17 protein-coding genes and 2 rRNA genes are annotated in these 19,783 nt (G+C 38.1%); 18 read left to right on the forward strand and 1 reads right to left on the reverse strand.

Annotated elements, in window-relative coordinates; all coding sequences use genetic code 11:
• Positions 1-71: 71 nt before the first annotated feature.
• From NSQ59_RS00170 to rsmI, 12 genes are all read left to right on the forward strand, one after another.
• A 23S ribosomal RNA gene (locus NSQ59_RS00170) occupies positions 72-3,006 on the forward strand.
• A 66-nt stretch (positions 3,007-3,072) separates the two neighbouring features.
• A 5S ribosomal RNA gene (gene rrf / locus NSQ59_RS00175) occupies positions 3,073-3,189 on the forward strand.
• Between the two features lie 306 nt (positions 3,190-3,495).
• Positions 3,496-3,696 (forward strand): sigma factor G inhibitor Gin, encoded by a 201-nt coding sequence (locus NSQ59_RS00180; protein WP_055741658.1) that lies wholly within the window; start codon positions 3,496-3,498, stop codon positions 3,694-3,696.
• 131 nt (positions 3,697-3,827) lie between these two features.
• Positions 3,828-5,258: an aminotransferase class I/II-fold pyridoxal phosphate-dependent enzyme gene (locus tag NSQ59_RS00185; protein WP_055741659.1), complete on the forward strand. Its 1,431-nt coding sequence runs from the start codon at positions 3,828-3,830 to the stop codon at positions 5,256-5,258.
• Positions 5,259-5,300: 42 nt separating this feature from the next.
• Positions 5,301-5,939 (forward strand): dTMP kinase, encoded by a 639-nt coding sequence (tmk, locus tag NSQ59_RS00190; RefSeq protein WP_055741660.1) that lies wholly within the window; start codon positions 5,301-5,303, stop codon positions 5,937-5,939.
• 175 nt (positions 5,940-6,114) lie between these two features.
• Positions 6,115-6,444 (forward strand): cyclic-di-AMP receptor, encoded by a 330-nt coding sequence (locus NSQ59_RS00195; protein ID WP_055741661.1) that lies wholly within the window; start codon positions 6,115-6,117, stop codon positions 6,442-6,444.
• A 131-nt stretch (positions 6,445-6,575) separates the two neighbouring features.
• Complete coding sequence (locus NSQ59_RS00200) at positions 6,576-7,016, forward strand: YaaR family protein (protein WP_055741662.1); 441 nt, start codon at positions 6,576-6,578, stop codon at positions 7,014-7,016.
• Positions 7,017-7,030: 14 nt separating this feature from the next.
• Positions 7,031-8,038 carry a DNA polymerase III subunit delta' gene (holB, locus tag NSQ59_RS00205; RefSeq protein ID WP_055741663.1) on the forward strand — a complete coding sequence of 336 codons (1,008 nt, stop codon included), beginning with the start codon at positions 7,031-7,033 and terminating at the stop codon, positions 8,036-8,038.
• The gene (locus NSQ59_RS00210) at positions 8,031-8,858 is read left to right on the forward strand and encodes a PSP1 domain-containing protein (RefSeq protein ID WP_055741664.1); all 828 of its coding nucleotides are present in this window, start codon (positions 8,031-8,033) and stop codon (positions 8,856-8,858) included. Before holB ends, NSQ59_RS00210 begins: the two co-directional genes overlap by 8 nt.
• Before the next feature lie 13 nt (positions 8,859-8,871).
• Positions 8,872-9,249, forward strand: coding sequence for a DNA replication initiation control protein YabA (yabA, locus tag NSQ59_RS00215; protein WP_055741665.1), 378 nt, complete (start codon positions 8,872-8,874; stop codon positions 9,247-9,249).
• Positions 9,250-9,328: 79 nt separating this feature from the next.
• On the forward strand, positions 9,329-10,069 hold the full coding sequence (locus tag NSQ59_RS00220; protein ID WP_055741666.1) for a tRNA1(Val) (adenine(37)-N6)-methyltransferase: 741 nt from the start codon (positions 9,329-9,331) through the stop codon (positions 10,067-10,069).
• 217 nt (positions 10,070-10,286) lie between these two features.
• Complete coding sequence (gene rsmI / locus NSQ59_RS00225) at positions 10,287-11,171, forward strand: 16S rRNA (cytidine(1402)-2'-O)-methyltransferase (protein WP_340828517.1); 885 nt, start codon at positions 10,287-10,289, stop codon at positions 11,169-11,171.
• Positions 11,172-11,228: 57 nt separating this feature from the next.
• Here rsmI and NSQ59_RS00230 read toward each other — a convergent pair whose 3' ends face one another.
• Positions 11,229-11,513 (reverse strand): AbrB/MazE/SpoVT family DNA-binding domain-containing protein, encoded by a 285-nt coding sequence (locus tag NSQ59_RS00230; RefSeq protein ID WP_055741667.1) that lies wholly within the window; start codon positions 11,511-11,513, stop codon positions 11,229-11,231.
• A 575-nt stretch (positions 11,514-12,088) separates the two neighbouring features.
• On the opposite strand from NSQ59_RS00230, the gene metG reads away from it, so the two are divergent.
• The 6 genes from metG (at position 12,089) to yabG (ending at position 19,473) form a co-directional block, all read left to right on the forward strand.
• Positions 12,089-14,086: a methionine--tRNA ligase gene (gene metG / locus NSQ59_RS00235; protein ID WP_126648491.1), complete on the forward strand. Its 1,998-nt coding sequence runs from the start codon at positions 12,089-12,091 to the stop codon at positions 14,084-14,086.
• 333 nt (positions 14,087-14,419) lie between these two features.
• On the forward strand, positions 14,420-15,187 hold the full coding sequence (locus tag NSQ59_RS00240) for a TatD family hydrolase (RefSeq protein ID WP_340828520.1): 768 nt from the start codon (positions 14,420-14,422) through the stop codon (positions 15,185-15,187).
• Positions 15,188-15,413: 226 nt separating this feature from the next.
• Positions 15,414-16,610 carry a ubiquitin-like domain-containing protein gene (locus tag NSQ59_RS00245; protein ID WP_340828521.1) on the forward strand — a complete coding sequence of 399 codons (1,197 nt, stop codon included), beginning with the start codon at positions 15,414-15,416 and terminating at the stop codon, positions 16,608-16,610.
• 289 nt (positions 16,611-16,899) lie between these two features.
• Positions 16,900-17,460, forward strand: a complete 561-nt coding sequence (rnmV, locus tag NSQ59_RS00250) for a ribonuclease M5 (RefSeq protein WP_055741670.1) — start codon at positions 16,900-16,902, stop codon at positions 17,458-17,460.
• Entirely contained in the window at positions 17,453-18,343 is an 891-nt protein-coding gene (gene rsmA, locus NSQ59_RS00255) for a 16S rRNA (adenine(1518)-N(6)/adenine(1519)-N(6))-dimethyltransferase RsmA (protein WP_340828522.1), read from the forward strand. The genes rnmV and rsmA overlap by 8 nt, the downstream gene beginning before the upstream one ends.
• A gap of 251 nt (positions 18,344-18,594) precedes the next feature.
• Complete coding sequence (yabG, locus tag NSQ59_RS00260) at positions 18,595-19,473, forward strand: sporulation peptidase YabG (RefSeq protein ID WP_055741672.1); 879 nt, start codon at positions 18,595-18,597, stop codon at positions 19,471-19,473.
• Positions 19,474-19,783: the final 310 nt, after the last annotated feature.

A 19,783-nucleotide genomic window follows, 5' to 3' on the forward strand; every position in this document is an offset into this window, starting at 1 on the left:
AAGAAACCAAGTAAAACCGAGAATCGCCACTTTATGGATTTCATCCATTTTAAAGTAGTAATAACCTTATAGGTTAAGTTAGTAAGGGCGCACGGTGGATGCCTTGGCACTAGGAGCCGATGAAGGACGGGACTAACACCGATATGCTTCGGGGAGCTGTAAGCAAGCTTTGATCCGGAGATTTCCGAATGGGGGAACCCACTGCTCGTAATGGAGCAGTATCTTTACCTGAATACATAGGGTAATGAAGGCAGACCCGGGGAACTGAAACATCTAAGTACCCGGAGGAAGAGAAAGCAAACGCGATTTCCTGAGTAGCGGCGAGCGAAACGGAAGAAGCCCAAACCAAGAGGCTTGCCTCTTGGGGTTGTAGGACACTCTATACGGAGTTACAAAGGAACGGAGTAGATGAAGAGGTCTGGAAAGGCCCGTCAAAGAAGGTAACAACCCTGTAGTTGAAACTTCGTTCCCTCCAGAGTGGATCCTGAGTACGGCGGGACACGTGAAATCCCGTCGGAAGCAGGGAGGACCATCTCCCAAGGCTAAATACTCCCTAGTGACCGATAGTGAACCAGTACCGTGAGGGAAAGGTGAAAAGCACCCCGGGAGGGGAGTGAAAGAGAACCTGAAACCGTGTGCCTACAAGTAGTTAGAGCCCGTTAATGGGTGATAGCGTGCCTTTTGTAGAATGAACCGGCGAGTTACGATTTCATGCAAGGTTAAGCTGATGAAGCGGAGCCGCAGCGAAAGCGAGTCTGAATAGGGCGAATAAGTATGAGGTCGTAGACCCGAAACCAGGTGATCTACCCATGTCCAGGGTGAAGGTAAGGTAACACTTACTGGAGGCCCGAACCCACGCACGTTGAAAAGTGCGGGGATGAGGTGTGGGTAGCGGAGAAATTCCAATCGAACTTGGAGATAGCTGGTTCTCTCCGAAATAGCTTTAGGGCTAGCCTCAAGATGAAGAGTATTGGAGGTAGAGCACTGTTTGGACTAGGGGCCCTCATCGGGTTACCGAATTCAGACAAACTCCGAATGCCAAATACTTATGCTTGGGAGTCAGACTGCGAGTGATAAGATCCGTAGTCAAAAGGGAAACAGCCCAGACCACCAGCTAAGGTCCCAAAGTATACGTTAAGTGGAAAAGGATGTGGAGTTGCTTAGACAACCAGGATGTTGGCTTAGAAGCAGCCACCATTTAAAGAGTGCGTAATAGCTCACTGGTCGAGTGACTCTGCGCCGAAAATGTACCGGGGCTAAACGTATCACCGAAGCTGTGGATGGACACCTGACAGGTGTCCGTGGTAGGAGAGCGTTCTAAGGGCGGTGAAGCTAGACCGGAAGGACTAGTGGAGCGCTTAGAAGTGAGAATGCCGGTATGAGTAGCGAAAGAAGGGTGAGAATCCCTTCCACCGAATGCCTAAGGTTTCCTGAGGAAGGCTCGTCCGCTCAGGGTTAGTCGGGACCTAAGCCGAGGCCGAAAGGCGTAGGCGATGGACAACAGGTTGATATTCCTGTACCACCTCTTCACCGTTTGAACGATGGGGGGACGCAGGAGGATAGGGTAAGCGCACTGCTGGTTATGTGCGTCTAAGCAGTTAGGCTGGTTACGAGGCAAATCCCGTAACCGTGAAGGCGGAGCTGTGATAGCGAGGGAAATATAGTACCGAAGTTCCTGATTCCACACTGCCAAGAAAATCCTCTAGTGAGGTGAAAGGTGCCCGTACCGCAAACCGACACAGGTAGGCGAGGAGAGAATCCTAAGGTGAGCGAGAGAACTCTCGTTAAGGAACTCGGCAAAATGACCCCGTAACTTCGGGAGAAGGGGTGCTCTGGTAGGGTGCAAGCCCGAGAGAGCCGCAGTGAATAGGCCCAGGCGACTGTTTAGCAAAAACACAGGTCTCTGCGAAGCCGCAAGGCGAAGTATAGGGGCTGACGCCTGCCCGGTGCTGGAAGGTTAAGAGGAGGGGTTAGCGTAAGCGAAGCTCTGAATTGAAGCCCCAGTAAACGGCGGCCGTAACTATAACGGTCCTAAGGTAGCGAAATTCCTTGTCAGGTAAGTTCTGACCCGCACGAAAGGCGTAACGATCTGGGCACTGTCTCAACGAGAGACTCGGTGAAATTATAGTACCTGTGAAGATGCAGGTTACCCGCGACAGGACGGAAAGACCCCGTGGAGCTTTACTGCAGCCTGATATTGAATTTTGGTACAGCTTGTACAGGATAGGTAGGAGCCTTTGAAGCCGGAGCGCCAGCTTCGGTGGAGGCGTCGGTGGGATACTACCCTGGCTGTATTGAAATTCTAACCCGCACCCCTGATCGGGGTGGGAGACAGTGTCAGGCAGGCAGTTTGACTGGGGCGGTCGCCTCCTAAAGAGTAACGGAGGCGCCCAAAGGTTCCCTCAGAATGGTTGGAAATCATTCGTAGAGTGTAAAGGCACAAGGGAGCTTGACTGCGAGACCTACAAGTCGAGCAGGGACGAAAGTCGGGCTTAGTGATCCGGTGGTTCCGCATGGAAGGGCCATCGCTCAACGGATAAAAGCTACCCCGGGGATAACAGGCTTATCTCCCCCAAGAGTCCACATCGACGGGGAGGTTTGGCACCTCGATGTCGGCTCATCGCATCCTGGGGCTGTAGTCGGTCCCAAGGGTTGGGCTGTTCGCCCATTAAAGCGGTACGCGAGCTGGGTTCAGAACGTCGTGAGACAGTTCGGTCCCTATCCGTCGTGGGCGTAGGAAATTTGAGAGGAGCTGTCCTTAGTACGAGAGGACCGGGATGGACGCACCGCTGGTGTACCAGTTGTCTTGCCAAAGGCATCGCTGGGTAGCTATGTGCGGAAGGGATAAGTGCTGAAAGCATCTAAGCATGAAGCCCCCCTCAAGATGAGATTTCCCATAGCGCAAGCTAGTAAGATCCCTGAAAGATGATCAGGTTGATAGGTTCGAGGTGGAAGTGTGGCGACACATGGAGCTGACGAATACTAATCGATCGAGGACTTAACCAAAATAGAGCGATTCTCTTTACTTCTTCTTCTACAGTATTTAGTTTTGAGGGAACAAACCTCATATAGTCTGGTAATTATGGCGAGAAGGTCACACCCGTTCCCATCCCGAACACGGAAGTTAAGCTTCTCAGCGCCGATGGTAGTTGGGGGCTCTCCCCCTGCAAGAGTAGGACGTTGCCAGGCAATCGGAGAAAGTCACAGATATTGGTCTGTGGCTTTTTTGTATGGTAAAAATAGTTCTATAGTCCCGATTTGCGCGATTAACTGCTAAATTGACGAGATTAAGTGCCATTTTCGCGAGATTATGCTAATGTATCACGAGAGTATTTACTTTAACAAAACAAAAAAGGAATAATGTTATAGACATACACAAGGAATACCTAAAAAACATACAATAGTAAATGTACTCATATTCCCTGAACTAATATTTAGAATATTGTATATTAAAATAATTGTTGGGAATAATGAATGGTATGGAGGTGGAGAGGCATGAGCTCTTCAGCAATAGGAAAGACAGGGGAAACGTGTATCGTTTGTGAACAGAATAAAGAAAAAGGGATCCATCTATATACTTCCTTTATTTGTGAAGATTGTGAAAAAGATATGGTTTTAACGGATACAAATGATCCCAAATACAAGTATTATATTGAACGACTAAAAATGATTACGTACAAACAAAATATTTCCTAACCAAGCCATATAAACGGAGCTTGGTTTTTATTTTTTTGAGCGTCATTCAATCATTTCATATGAAGGTTTCCCCTTTATGGATACGTATAGTACAATAAGATAAGCTAAAGAAGGAAAGGTAATCATTAAAAGTGAATCAAAAAAGAATTCCCTTATATGAGGCTTTAAATAATTTTAAAGAAAAACATCCTATATCCTATCATGTCCCAGGACATAAAAACGGACTTGTATATAAGGAAGTAAACCCTGAGTGGGCAAAATTTCTTCAATATGATGTAACAGAGCTAAGAGGTCTGGATGATTTACATGCACCAGAAGGACCAATATTTGATGCACAAAAATTACTGAGTTCATTGTATGGGTCAAGAAACAGTTATTTTCTTGTAAATGGGAGTACCGTAGGGAACGTGGCAAGCATTTTAGCATCTTTTACAAAGGGGGACTATGTCCTTGTCCAGCGAAATTGCCATAAGTCTGTTCTAAATGCACTTTTTATGGCGAATGTAAATCCAATATTTCTTTCCCCAAAAGTGGATAATGAATTATGTATACCGATGGAAATAGAACCGTCACTGGTAAGGGATGCTTTTAAACGCTACCCTAATCTTAAAGGATGCATCCTGACGTATCCTAATTATTATGGTTTTACGTACAATTTAAAAGATATTATTGAAATTGTACATCAAAACAATGGTTTGGTAATCGTCGATGAAGCACATGGACCACATTTTCTAATAGGTAGTCCCTTTCCAGATTCGGGGGTCACATTAGGAGCTGATATAGTCATTCATTCCGCACATAAAATGCTCCCGGCTATGACGATGGGTTCTTATTTACATATAAACAGTGAACGTGTTTCGAATGAACGGATTAAATATTATCTGGGGATGCTTCAATCAAGTAGTCCATCTTATCCAATAATGGTTTCCTTGGATATTGCTCGTCATTACTTAGCGAACTTTACAAAAGAGGATTTGGAATTCACTCTGTCACATCGAAATCGATTTATTTCACAGTTGTCACTAATTGACGGGTTATCTGTAAAAACAAGAAAAGAGCAGGATCCACTTAAGGTGATTGTTTCTTATGAAGGTTATTCAGGCTTTGAGCTGCAGGAAATTTTAGAGGAACAAGCCATTTTTACCGAATTAGCAGATCAATACCATGTTGTTTTCGTTCTTCCGTTACTCAAGCAAGGTTTCACATACCCATATGGTGACACTGTGAAAAGAATAAAGACTTCGCTTGAAAAATGGACTCCCTCTATACAAGTGGAAAAAATGCTGTATAAAAATAAGGGGGAGCTTACCTCATTGTCCATGACATATGAAGAAATGGAACATAATGAAGTGGAGTATGTAGAAATAAAGAATGCAATTAATCGTGTTGCTGCAAAAATGGTTACTCCTTATCCGCCAGGAATACCATTACTACTACCTGGCGAAAAAATAAAAAAAGAGCAGATTGAAAGACTAGAGCAGTTACTTGCATTGAACGCTAAATTTCAAGGTGATATTTCTCCTTTATATAAAGGAAACATATCTGTATTTAAAGATAGGTAATTGTAGAAAAGCTATATTCTGTCGAATATCGGAGGACATCTTATGAAAGGTTTATTTATCACATTTGAGGGGCCTGAGGGAGCTGGAAAAACAACCATTCTGCAAAAATTAGGAAAGGAACTGCAGCAAAATGGTCTAGATATTGTCATGACTAGGGAACCAGGCGGTATCAGGATTGCGGAACAAATTCGTGAAGTTATTTTAAATAAAAATAATACAGAAATGGATTCCCGCACAGAAGCATTATTATATGCTGCTGCCAGAAGACAGCATTTAGTGGAAAGAGTATTGCCCGCTTTAAAAAAGGGGTCCATCGTGCTTTGTGATCGTTTTATTGATAGCTCCCTCGCGTATCAAGGTTTTGCAAGAGGCATAGGGATTGACGAAGTGTTTTCCATTAATCAATTTGCTATTGAGGATGTAATGCCTGATGCCACTATTTATTTTGATGTACCAGTGGAAATTGGTCTGAAAAGAATTCAAGATAATAAGGGGAGAGAAGTAAATAGATTAGACCTGGAGGAGCTTGATTTTCATAAAAGGGTTCATGAAGGGTTTACCTTATTGAAGGAAAGATTCCCAAAAAGATTTCATGAAATTGATGCAAGTAAAGAAATAAATGAGGTATATCAAATGGTGAAGGAAAAAGTAATGCAAATTTACACAATGGAAATGAAGTGAATTTTTGCAAAAGTGACCTTGGAGGAAATTATTTCTTCAAGGTTTTTTGTGAATAAAGAGGATTATTACGGTATGAACGCAAATACATATATAATAATAAATGGTATAATAGAAAAAAGTTTTATCGCGGAATGAATAGATAATCTATCAAACAATATTTTAGGAGGGGAGTATTATGAAACTTATATTAGCGGTTGTACAAGATCAGGATAGTGCTCGATTAATGAATGCGATGGTCGATCATAATTTTAGGGTTACAAAACTTGCAAGTACAGGTGGTTTTTTAAAGTCTGGTAACACGACATTTATGATTGGAACAGAAGACATCAGAGTGGAGAAAGCCCTTCAAGTAATCAAGGATAATTGTAAGTCACGTGAACAGCTAATGGCACCAGTATCACCAATGGGTGGAAATGCAGATTCATATATTCCATATCCTGTAGAAGTAGAAGTTGGAGGAGCAACGGTATTTGTACTTCCAGTTGAGCAATTTCATCATTTTTAATCAGTAACAATTCTTAACTCTCATAAAGTTACACTATGTTATTTTTGAAGGAAAAAATTCCTCAAAGTTAAACAATACATTATTTTGAAAAAGAACGAAAAAACGAAACGGCCTTTAAAGAGGAGAATAAAGTGAAAATTAATCAAGATATAAGAGTTGGTCTTGAAAAATCCCGTCAGGATTCGAAACAAGTCACGAATAGTGGAACAAAGTTTTCCGCTATTGTTCAAAAACAAGATGAAAAGCTTCAGATGGACCAACTAAACAAATTATTATCTGAAATTGAAAGCGCTGGAGAAAAGCTTGCTAAATCCCGCACTTTTAAGGACTTAGCAAAATATAAAACGTTGGTGAAGCGATTTATACGTGAAACCGTTGATTTTGGAATGAATTTAAAGCAATCACATACTTGGAATCAATTCGGAGAAGGCAGAAAGCTGAATATCATTGAAACAGTAGATAAGCAGCTTGTAGAGCTTACCAATGATTATATAAAAAAAGAAAGACCATCCATTGATATATTAGGGAAAATTGGCGAAATAAAAGGATTATTAATTAATTTATATACGTAAGAGAGTGATGCAGTTTGGCAGTAACATGGGATGAACTAGAAAAGGTTCAACCTCTTGCGGCAAAGATATTAAAAAATAGTATCCAAAAAAATAGAATTGCGCACGCATATCTGCTTGAGGGAGAGCGTGGAACAGGCAAAAAGGATGCAAGCTTTTTAATTGCAAAGACATTGCTTTGTCTGGATTTACAAGATCAATTTAAACCTTGTGAAGAATGTATTAATTGCAAGAGAATAAATAACGGAAGTCATCCTGATGTTCATTTAGTTGAACCTGATGGTCTGTCTATTAAAAAGGACCAAATTAAGAATTTACAGCAAGAGTTTAGCAAATCAGGTGTAGAGTCTAAGAGGAAATTATATACGATTGTCCATGCGGATAAGATGACGGTAAATGCGGCTAATAGTTTGCTAAAGTTTCTGGAGGAGCCGAATGAAGGTACTACTGCAATATTAATTACGGAGCAAATTCAACAAATTTTGCCTACCATCATTTCAAGATGTCAGGTTATTACATTTAGAACATTCCCAACTGATATCTTAGTCAATAAATTATTAGAAATGGGTGTTTCTCCTTCTAATGCATTCATATTAGCTAGTATTACCAATAATATTCAAGAGGCTCTTGAGTTAAATAATGATGAGTGGTTTGCACAAGCTAGAAAATTAGTGTTAAAATTATATGAGGCCCTTAAGAAAAGTGCAGCCTCTGCTATGGTTGCACTCCAAGAGGACTGGTTTTCTCATTTCAAAGAAAAAAGTCAAATAGATCGCGGGCTGGATCTATTGCTTTTTGTATATAAAGATCTTATTTCATTACGGATAGGTAAGGATAAACATCTTCTATATCCAAATTATCGTGGTTCATTCGAGGCTGATGCATTACAATTATCCACTCGTTCTTTAACAGATAAAATGACTTCCATTTTAGAGGCAAAACGTAAGTTAAACGCGAATATGAATCCTCAATTATTAATGGAACAACTTGTTTTAAAATTGCAGGGGGGATCTACCTTTGTTTGATGTTGTAGGAGTTAGATTTAAAAAGGCCGGAAAAATATATTACTTTGATCCGGGTGATCTCTTTATTCAAAAAAATGACTCTGTAATTGTAGAAACAGTTCGGGGAATAGAATTTGGTAAAGTGGTAACAGATCGTAAGTCAGTCGATGAAAACGATGTTGTCTTGCCATTAAAAAAGGTCATTCGAATTGCAAATGAAAAGGATCAATTGATAGTTAGCGAAAATAAAGATGCAGCAAAGGAAGCATATGAGGTTTGTTGTGAAAAGGTTGCAGAGCATCAGCTTGATATGAAGCTAGTGGATGTGGAGTATACCTTTGACCGAAATAAAGTAATTTTTTATTTTACCGCTGATGGCCGTGTCGATTTTCGTGAGCTTGTAAAAGATTTGGCAGCTATTTTCCGAACCAGGATTGAATTAAGGCAAATTGGTGTGAGAGATGAAGCGAAGATGCTAGGCGGAATTGGCCCATGTGGACGAATGCTTTGTTGCTCTACCTTTTTGGGAGATTTCGAGCCAGTTTCCATCAAAATGGCCAAGGATCAGAATTTATCGCTGAATCCTACTAAGATTTCTGGCTTATGCGGACGTTTAATGTGCTGCTTAAAATATGAAAATGATGAATACGAAGCAGCGAAGGAAAGCTTACCCGATATCGGTGAAATGATACAGACACCTAATGGAATGGGTAAAGTTATTGGATTAAATATTTTGGAGAGAGTTTTACAAATAGAATTAGCTGGGCAAGAACGGATATTGGAATTTACGATGGATGAAATCCTGAATGAAGATGCCATATCAATCCAAGCCACGGAATAATGAGGTGGAGTTTATGGATAAAAACGAATTCTTCGATTCAGTCAGCAACATGGAAATACAAATTGGTGATTTGTATCAGCAGCTGGGTGAATTAAAAAAGTATTTAGCCAAGATGATAGAAGAAAATAATGCATTAAGAATAGAAAATGAACATTTACGAAGGCGGCTGGATAACAGAGGAAAATCCATAAACAACGAGAGTATTTCATTTTCCGGTAGGGATAGAAAAGATTACCCTGATAAAGCCGATAAAGAAATAGATATTGGTGAAGGCTACGATAATCTTGCGAGATTGTATCAAGAAGGATTTCACATTTGTAATGTTCATTTTGGAAGTCCTCGAAAAGATGAAGATTGTTTATTTTGTCTGTCGTTTTTAAATAAGAAATAAAATGTATATAGAGGTTGTTCCATAAGTGTCGGTCAATTTGCTTTTGGGACAACCTCCTTTTTAACGGAGGTTGACTAGCTTGCTAATAGGCGATGAAAGACTGGATTATTTACTTGCAGAAAATTTAAGAATTATTCAGAGCCCATCTGTATTTTCTTTCTCTCTAGATGCTGTACTATTAGCCAGATTTGCCTATCTTCCAATCCAAAAGGGAAACATCATCGATTTGTGTACGGGAAATGGCGTAATCCCGCTATTATTAAGTACACGCACAAAAGGGATGATTACAGGGGTAGAAATTCAAGAAAGACTTTATAGTATGGCGGTAAGAAGTGTAGAGTACAACCAATTAACAAATCAAATACATATGATAAATGGCGATTTAAAGGATATGCCAAAGGAATTGGGAATAGGTAAATTTGATGTTGTTACCTGTAACCCTCCGTATTTTGTTACTCCGCCTAAAGGGATTATTAATGAAAATGAACATTTAGCGATTGCAAGACATGAAATAATGTGTACGCTAGAGGATGTCGTAAAAACAAGCAGCTTATTATTAAAACAAGGCGGGAAGGCAGCTTTTGTCCATAGGCCAGGAAGATTGGTGGATATATTAACCTTGATGCAAAAATATCGACTAGAGCCAAAGCGCCTTCAATTTGTATATCCGAAATTAGGGAAAGAGGCGAATACTATTCTAATTGAAGGAATAAAAGACGGCAATCGAGATTTAAAAGTCCTTCCACCACAGATTGTGTATAAAGATAATAACCAATATACAGATGAGATTGAAGAAATATTATATGGAAAAGCGGAATAAGCATATTTTATAGCGTTTATATAACTAATTTAACTAGAAGTTTGAAGGAGCATAAGCAACACGAAAAGGTGCAAAGTATATAAAATTTAGGAATCTGGTTAGATTATTATATGATGAGGAGTTTGTTACATATTAGGAAGCTATGCGTCCTGAACATACTTTTAAAAAACTCACTAGACCGAGAGAGAACAATTTTTGAAAAAGGCTGGTCGATCAAATGCAGCAACAAAAAAGTTTTATGAATGAAGAAAATAAAGGAATATTATACCTTGTGCCAACTCCGATTGGAAATTTAGAAGATATGACATTTAGGGCGATTAGAATATTGAAAGAGGCATCTATTATTGCTGCAGAAGACACAAGAAACACAAAAAAGCTGTGTAACTACTTTGATATATCCACTCCTATTACTAGCTATCACGAGCATAATAAAGAGACAAGCTCTAAACTATTAATTTCACGGTTGTTAGACGGAGAAAAGGTGGCACTTGTTAGTGATGCGGGAATGCCATCCATTTCAGACCCAGGCTATGAGCTAGTAGTAGCGGCCATTGAGGAACAGATTTCTGTTGTTCCTTTACCAGGGGCCAATGCTGCATTAACAGCATTAATTGCCTCCGGGTTAAAACCGCAGCCTTTTTATTTTTATGGGTTCCTTCCTAGAGGGAAGAAAGAAAGAATCGAGGAATTGGAGATTTTAAAAAAACAAACATCCACTTTTATTTTATATGAAGCTCCACATCGTTTGAAAGATACGCTAATAGCAATGAATAGTGTATTAGGAAACAGGAATATAACGTTGTGCAGAGAATTAACAAAGAAGTTTGAGGAATTTATTCGAGGCACAATAGAGGAAATATTGGAATGGTCTGAGCAGAATGATATACGCGGTGAATTTTGTATTATTGTTCAAGGAAATGAAAGTGAAGAGTTAGATGAAGAACAAAAATGGTGGGAATCCCTTTCCGTTATCGAACATGTAAATACCTATATTAATCAAGAAAGATTAAGTTCAAAGGATGCTATCAAACAGACAGCTAAAGATCGGGGAATCCCTAAAAGGGATGTTTATCAAGAGTATCATGTTGAAGAAAAAGGATGACTGTTATTTATACAGTCATCCTTTTTTATGTCAAGCTCATGCCTGTCGGATCTCTTATTACTTCGCAGATTGAAATGCGTTTTGAATTTCTTGTAATAATAATTCGGCACCTTCACGGCTAAGAACTAATTTTCCGCCTGCTAATTGAACATTATTATCAGAAACTTCACCAGTAATATGGCAAGTCATGCTAGGTTTATATTTTTTAAGGATAATTTTTTCATCATCTACGTAAATTTCTAATGCATCTTTTTCTGCAATTCCAAGTGTACGGCGAAGCTCAATAGGAATAACTACACGACCTAATTCATCAACCTTACGTACAATACCAGTAGATTTCATTTTGTTTCTCCTCTCATTTTCTCCGGTTATTTTGTCGACGATTTTCGACATATTTTTTATAACTGTTTATATCATACCAAGCATTCCCATATCCGTCAATAATTATTTTGTATAAAATAGGAATTTAAAAAACTCGTAAAAACATTGATATAAAGGTAATTATTAAGGTAATGATTGTATAATAATGATGTGAAAATGTATAAAAAGTATCATAATCGTAAAAAAATGTAAAATTAATTCACAAATATTTTTCGACAAAATCTGTTGAATTCATTAAAATAAAGAGTAAGAAATAATAGAAAAAAGACAGTCAAAAGTTGCAGGATGCATACTTTTTATGTATATTTTGATGATATAAGAGGTTATGATGTATATGAAATATAAAAGGTATCTAAGAATTGCCCCAAAATGGCATTAAAGAGCTCTCGTCCTTTGGGTGAGAGTTTTTTGTCGATTAGGATAATCCTGTGGAAACCTTTTAAAAATAGTTTACGTCTATCTACAGCGCCTATCGGCGTACGCATTTGATCGTATTTGTATAAGAATATTACTTTATAAAAAGGTGGGAACTTAAGTTGAGCGAAAGGTCGAAAACATTTTACATTACGACACCTATTTATTATCCAAGCGGAAATTTACATATTGGACATGCCTATACCACGGTAGCAGGTGATGCAATGGCGCGTTATAAGAGAATGCGCGGTTTTGATGTTATGTATTTAACTGGAACAGATGAACATGGCCAGAAAATACAACGAAAGGCGGAAGAAAAAAAGGTTACACCGCAACAATACGTGGACGATATTGTAAGTGGGATACGTGTTCTTTGGGATAAATTGGATATTTCTTATAACGATTTTATTCGTACTACAGAAGAAAGACATAAAAAAGTGGTTGAAAAAATTTTTAAAAGACTTTTAGATCAAGGTGATATTTACTTAGATCAATACGAGGGCTGGTACTCCGTTCCGGATGAAACCTTCTACACAGAACACCAACTTGTAGATCCAATTACAGAGAATGGAAAAGTAGTAGGGGGCAAGAGCCCGGATAGCGGTCATCCAGTAGAATGGGTAAAAGAAGAGTCTTATTTCTTTAAAATGGGGAAATATGTCGACCGTCTTCTTCAATATTATGAAGAGAACCCTGACTTTATCCAGCCTGAATCACGAAAGAACGAAATGATTAACAATTTTATTAAGCCTGGGCTTGAAGATTTAGCAGTATCGCGTACGACCTTTGACTGGGGGGTAAAGGTTCCAGGAGATCCAAAACATGTTATTTATGTTTGGATCGATGCACTTTCCAACTATATTACAGCTTTAGGATATGGAACAGACGATGACTCGAGATACCAAAAGTATTGGCCTGCGGATGTACATTTAGTAGGAAAGGAAATTGTTCGATTCCATACTATTTATTGGCCAATCATGTTAATGGCGTTGGATCTTCCACTTCCGAAAAAAGTTTTTGCACACGGCTGGTTATTAATGAAAGATGGGAAAATGTCCAAATCAAAAGGAAACGTTGTAGATCCTGTAACATTAATAGATCGTTATGGATTAGATTCACTCAGATACTATTTATTGCGCGAGGTACCGTTTGGAGCTGACGGAGTTTTTACGCCGGAAGGATTTGTGGAAAGAATCAATTTTGACTTGGCAAATGATTTAGGGAACTTATTAAATAGAACCATTGCTATGATTAATAAGTATTTTGATGGTAAAATTCCAGCATATAAAGGTTCTAATAGTGAGTTTGATCAACAATTAATCCAAGTAAATGAAGCGGCAGTGAAAAAGTATGAGGATGCAATGGAAAAGATGGAATTCTCTGTTGCCTTATCGGCTATTTGGGAGCTGATTAGCCGTTCTAATAAATATATTGATGAAACAACACCTTGGAACTTGGCTAAAGACGATTCAAAAAGAGACGAACTCGCTAATGTAATGGTTCACTTAGCGGAATCACTGCGAAGAATTGCCGTGTTATTGCAACCATTTTTAACTAAAACACCAGAAAAGATTTTTGAACAACTAGCTCTTCTAAATAATGATTTGAAAACTTGGGAAAGCCTTGAGTCATTTGGAAACATCCCAGAAGGAACTAAAGTAGTGGAAAAAGGCGATCCTATATTTCCGAGACTAGAAATGGAAGAGGAAGTAAACTTTATCAAAGAAAAGATGGGCAGCTCTGCTCCGAAAGTAGAAGAACCATCGGATAAAAAGGAAGAAATAGTTGATCAAAAGCAAGAAATCACAATTGATGATTTTATGAAAGTTGAACTTCGTGTAGCACAGGTGCTTCATGCGGAACCGGTGAAAAAGGCGGATAAACTACTGAAGCTACAATTGGATTTAGGTTATGAAAAGAGACAGGTTGTATCTGGAATCGCTGAGTTTTATAAACCAGAGGAATTAATTGGCCGAAAATTGATCTGTGTTGCAAACCTGAAACCTGTAAAACTCAGAGGGGAGCTTTCACAAGGAATGATTTTAGCAGGTAAAAAAGACGGTGTGCTTTCACTGGCTAGTGTAGACCAAAGTCTTCCAAATGGAGCTCTTGTAAAGTAATTGTAATATTCTTTTAGTTACTTTTTCCAATCATTAAAAGAAAAATAGCATAGAATGTTTCACGTGGAACATTTTTCGACGTGATTCTCTATGCTATTTTTATATGCGCTTTGCTTTTTAAATATTGACTGTTTTATTACTTTTATCATTTTTAGGAAAAATGCTATTTTGATGATGTCGAAATAAGGCAGGAATTATAGAGTAAAATATATACTGTAAATTTCCAGTTTTGAGCTATTTATGACCTATTTTATGTGTAAAGTAAATGTTAAGTGAATGCAAAGCTTGTGTAGGATTTTTATATTAAACTATAGATGGATAAGGAGAATCAAGATGTTATTTGATACACATGTTCATCTGAACGATGAACAATATGATCAAGACTTAAAGGAAGTTATACAAAATGCTTTAAATACTGGTGTTGAAAAAATGGTTGTAGTCGGTTTTGACCGGCCGACCATAACAAAGGCAATGGCCTTGATCGAAGAGTATGATTTTTTATACGCAAGTATTGGTTGGCATCCAGTTGATGCAATTGATATGACGGAAAATGATTTGCAATGGATTGAAGAATTATCTTCTCATCCAAAGGTAGTTGCATTAGGTGAAATGGGATTAGATTACCACTGGGACAAATCACCAAAGGATATTCAGAAGGAAGTTTTCCGTAAACAAATCCGTTTAGCTAAAAAGGTAAACCTTCCAATCATTATACATAATCGTGAAGCTACCCAAGACATAGTAGAAATTTTAAAAGAAGAGAAGGCAAGTGAAGTAGGGGGGATTATGCATTGTTTTAGTGGAAGCGTTGATACCGCTAAGGAATGCATAAACATGAACTTTTTTATTTCACTAGGAGGACCTGTTACATTTAAAAATGCAAAAAAACCAAAGGAAGTTGCAAAAGAAATTCCATTAAACCATTTATTAATTGAAACAGATTGTCCTTATTTAGCCCCGCATCCATACAGAGGAAAAAGAAATGAACCCGCTTATGTAAAGCTAGTTGCAGAACAAATTGCCGAAATAAAAGAGATAACCTACGAAGAAGTGGTTGCACATACTTATCAAAATGCCAAAAGATTATTCGGCATAAATTGATAGTAAAATGTGTCGAATGATAAGGGAGCTTGTCCAGATATTTTAAAATTCTTAATGGTTCTACATGTCTCTCCTCCTACATAGGATATTCATGTCGATAAGTCTCCCTTTCAAAAAATAATATAGTTTTGCATAATAGAAACTAATTTACGTAAAACATCGAAGGGCGAACAGCGGCGTAATAGTCTATGTAATCTCACCAATGAGAAGGAGGCGAGTTATTTTCATGCTAGTGAATAACATGAAAAACCTGTTATCCAGGACTATGAGTAAGAAAAGGTGGACTATTTTTATTGCTAGTTTCCTAGTCTTTGCAGCTGCCATTTGTTTTATTACTTTCGAAACAACTAAAAAAACAGTGGCTATGACGATTGATGGGAAACGAAAGGTAATTAAGACACATGCCGATACAGTAGGGGAAATACTAGCAGACATGAATATAAACCTACACAATCATGACTATCTATCTTTACCTGTTGAAACCAAAGTAAAGGATCAATTAACGGTTGAGTGGATGCCTGCTAAAAAGGTAACGGTGACAGTGGATGGGAAGAAAGAAGAGGTCTGGACCACTGCCGGTACGATTCAGGAATTTGTAAAGGAAGGGGATTTCGGTCTTCATCAATATGATCAAGTTGAACCTAATAAAGACACTAAAATCTATAAAGATATGAATATTGTCATAAAGAAGGCTTTCCCAGTTACTCTTAATAACGGAGGAAAGAAGAAAAAGGTATGGTCTACTTCGACTACTGTCGGTGACTTTTTAAAGCAGCAGGGTATTGTACTAGAAGAATTGGATCGCACAAATCCCGAGGCAAATCAAAAAGTAAAGCCAAATGATGTAATAAAAGTGATTCGAGTTAAAAAGGTCACCGATGTAGTGGAAGAACCACTTGAATACGCTGTAGTAACCCAAAAGGATTCTAATCTATCAATGGGAGAAAAGAAGGTTATCCAGCATGGTCAAAACGGTCTTGTTCAAAAATTGTACGAAGTAATAAAAGAAAATGGTAAAGAAGTAAGCAGAAGTCTTGTTAGAAAAAATATCTTAAAAGATAGTAAATCAAAAGTTGTTGCGGTTGGTTCCAAAAGCCTTACGAATCAAGTATCAAGAGGAAACATGGATACAGCACGGGAGCTATATGTAAACTCTACTGCATATACGGCAAATTGCAACGGCTGCTCCAGCCGCACTGCAACAGGTATTAATCTAAATGTAAATCCAGGTATAAAGCTGATAGCAGTGGATCCGCGAGTTATTCCACTTGGTTCAAAGGTTTATGTAGAAGGTTATGGATATGCAATCGCTGGTGATACCGGCGGTGCCATTAGAGGAAACATGATTGACGTATACTTTTCAAGTACATCCGATGCTTATCGATGGGGCAGACGCTATGTGAAAATTCGCATACTGAAGTAATGCAAACAGAGGGATTGCCCTCTGTTTTTTCTTTTATTGAAAACATGTTATATAATATGAAAAGTATATTTATTAAGGCTCTTTGCTAAAACTTTGTTGCTTTTGTAGACGATAACTGATTAATTATTCTTAAGGATAAGAATGAATAGTCTTTTTAAGAAAAGATGTCCCGAAACTAAGACAATATTAGGATTTACGATCGCTTACAAAAAGCAACAATCTATACGAAACTGCTTTTATATAATTAGACGAAATTGTTTCAAAAATGTTTCATTATTTTGGAGGAAAAATGAAGATTAAAGAAATTATTGTGGTAGAAGGCCGTGATGATACAACGGCCATTAGACGGGCGATTGATGCTGATACGATTGAGACAAATGGCTCTGCTATTTCTGAGGAAACAATAGAAAAAATTCGATTGGCTCAAGAAAAAAGAGGCGTTATTATTTTCACGGATCCCGATTTTCCAGGAGAAAAAATCAGAAAAACCATTGCAAGTAAAATCCCTGACTGTAAGCATGCGTTTCTGAAAAAACAGGATGCAAAGCCTTCTTCAGGCAGGGGAATTGGTGTTGAATATGCAAGCCCGGAAGCAATAAGAGAAGCACTGATGGAAGCACATACAATGGAAACAGAAATGGTGGAATGGATTACTCAGGAGGACTTGCTTACTGCAGGGCTAATAGGAGGACAAAAGTCCAAAAGAAGAAGAGAACGCTTGGGTGAACTTTTGAAAATTGGTTATACGAACGGCAAGCAACTGCATAAGCGGCTGATGATGTTCCAAATCACAAAAGAGGCGTTTGCAGATGCTTTAACAATAGTATTGCAGGAGGAAGAGGATGCATAAGGATATTGCTACTCCATTAAGAACGAAAGAAATTCTACATAAGTATGGTTTTTCTTTTAAAAAGAGCTTAGGACAAAATTTTCTTGTAGACACCAATATATTAAGAAAAATAACTGAGTTTGCAGATTTAACAAAGGAAACAGGCGTTATTGAAATTGGCCCTGGTATTGGTGCGTTAACCGAGCATTTAGCAAGATCAAGTAAAAAGGTGGTTGCGTTTGAAATTGATCAGCGCCTTTTGCCAATCTTAGAAGACACTTTATCACCATACGATAATATACAAATTATTCATCAAGATATTTTAAAAGCAAATGTACAAGATGTTATAGAAAAGGAATTCAGCGGAATCAAAGATATTATGGTAGTTGCAAACCTTCCGTATTATGTTACTACTCCAATATTATTAAAATTATTGACGGAGCAGCTGCCTCTTAAGGGAATCGTTGTCATGCTACAGAAGGAAGTGGCAGACCGTGTCTCTGCAAATCCCGGAACGAAAGAATATGGATCATTATCGATTGCTATTCAGTATTATACAAAGGCAGAAACCGTTATGATTGTTCCGAAGACGGTATTTAACCCGCAGCCTAATGTTGATTCGGCAGTTATCCGTTTAATGAAGCGAGAAAAGCCAATTGTAGAGGTGGAAGACGAAGCATTTTTCTTTCAAATTACTCGTGCTTCCTTTGCACAGCGAAGAAAAACCATTTTAAATAACCTAACAAGTGCATTACCAAACGGAAAGGAAAATAAAGACTTGATTTTATCCTCTCTTGAAAAGGCAAACATTGATCCTTCCAGACGAGGAGAAACACTGTCTATTCAGGAATTTGCTGCATTAAGCGATGTTTTACTGAGAACCCTTCCTAACTTAAATAAATAACTATTTGACAAGTATAATTATTGTCTAGCTCCTGCGTCTATAGGCTAGCGGACTTCTACGTCTTCGCCGTGTTTCCTGAATCTTGCGTCGAAGACTACGAAGGTGAAATTTTGAAAAGTTAATTACACTTCGAATTTCACTCATCCTTACGCTAGACTTGCGGCGCTTTCGTTTTTCTTATCACACCTTTTTCGTCTTCGCATAGCCTATAAAAGAAGTATCAATGAGTAATCTGACCAGTGGAGTTGAAAATGGTGAATGTTCAGGTAAATTCAATTGTTGGGCGTCTGTCTTATGAATGTGATCTTCTTTTTAAAGTAATTGATATAAAAGAAATCAATGGTAAGAAAACGGCTATTCTTTATGGAGAAGACTTTCGATTAATTGCAGATGCTCCCGTGGACGATTTAATTTCAATCAATTCGGATGAACGTTCAAAAATATCTCGGGAATATCGAAACCTTGAAGCTCAATCCTTTAAATTATTTCAGCAGGAAATGGAGTTACTAAGACAGAGGCAAGAATACCGAGTAACAAATAGCTATAATCACGATTTTAATTTCTTTCAAATTCCCGGACGTGTTCTTCATATTGATGGAGACCCCTCCTATTTGCAAAAATGTTTAGATTTATATGAAAAGATAGGACTAACGGTTTACGGTGTACATTGCAATGAGAAGGAAATGCCAAATCAAATATCTCATTTAATTGATCAATACCGTCCGGATATTCTTGTTATTACAGGGCACGATGCCTACTCTAAAGCAAAAGGGAAGAAATCGGATATTAATGCTTATCGTCATTCTAAATACTTTGTTAAAACAGTAAGTGAGGCTAGAAGAAAGGTTCCCCACTTGGATCAATTAGTTATTTTTGCGGGTGCATGCCAATCGCACTTTGAATCACTCATTTATGCCGGTGCGAATTTTGCAAGTTCTCCGTTAAGAGTAAATATTCATGCGCTAGACCCGGTTTATATCGTAGCCAAAATTTGTTATACACCATTCATGGAACAAATTAATGTATGGGATGTTTTACGTAATACCTTGACAGGTGAAAAGGGGATTGGTGGAGTAGAAACAAAAGGAGTACTGCGGACGGGGATGCCATACAAACCAATTGAAGACTAAAACAAAAGCCGCTAATGAAATCATTAGAGCTTTTGTTTTTTTTTGAAGGAATAAGTAAGTATAGGTTTATTACCATTCAATTATTTGCTAGCAAATCTCTACATTTTCTCCCCATGTTTAACACCAACTGTCCTTCACTGTGTTTCCTAAATCTTGTGTTGAAGTCCCCAGGATTGAGCTAAAGTACTTGCGCTTTTCTTATTAATTATTATTTTTACATAATAAACTTTAAGTTGGAAATACTAGTAAATGTAAAAAAAACAATCATTTTGTTGATGAAAAAATATTGACATTGACTTTGTTTCATTGA

The organism is Margalitia sp. FSL K6-0131 (genome assembly GCF_038008735.1).
In the GTDB taxonomy this organism is placed as follows: Bacteria; Bacillota; Bacilli; order Bacillales; family Bacillaceae_C; genus Margalitia; species Margalitia shackletonii.

Excerpts from the sequence above, each read along its gene's own strand:
- NSQ59_RS00230 (WP_055741667.1), bottom strand. The coding sequence starts at position 11,513 with ATGAAATCTACTGGTATTGTACGTAAGGTTGATGAATTAGGTCGTGTA.
- rnmV (WP_055741670.1), top strand. The coding sequence starts at position 16,900 with ATGAAGATTAAAGAAATTATTGTGGTAGAAGGCCGTGATGATACAACG.
- tmk (WP_055741660.1), top strand. The coding sequence starts at position 5,301 with ATGAAAGGTTTATTTATCACATTTGAGGGGCCTGAGGGAGCTGGAAAA.
- NSQ59_RS00240 (WP_340828520.1), top strand. The coding sequence starts at position 14,420 with ATGTTATTTGATACACATGTTCATCTGAACGATGAACAATATGATCAA.
- yabA (WP_055741665.1), top strand. The coding sequence starts at position 8,872 with ATGGATAAAAACGAATTCTTCGATTCAGTCAGCAACATGGAAATACAA.
- rsmA (WP_340828522.1), top strand. The coding sequence starts at position 17,453 with ATGCATAAGGATATTGCTACTCCATTAAGAACGAAAGAAATTCTACAT.
- NSQ59_RS00180 (WP_055741658.1), top strand. The coding sequence starts at position 3,496 with ATGAGCTCTTCAGCAATAGGAAAGACAGGGGAAACGTGTATCGTTTGT.
- yabG (WP_055741672.1), top strand. The coding sequence starts at position 18,595 with ATGGTGAATGTTCAGGTAAATTCAATTGTTGGGCGTCTGTCTTATGAA.
- NSQ59_RS00195 (WP_055741661.1), top strand. The coding sequence starts at position 6,115 with ATGAAACTTATATTAGCGGTTGTACAAGATCAGGATAGTGCTCGATTA.
- NSQ59_RS00245 (WP_340828521.1), top strand. The coding sequence starts at position 15,414 with ATGCTAGTGAATAACATGAAAAACCTGTTATCCAGGACTATGAGTAAG.
- rsmI (WP_340828517.1), top strand. The coding sequence starts at position 10,287 with ATGCAGCAACAAAAAAGTTTTATGAATGAAGAAAATAAAGGAATATTA.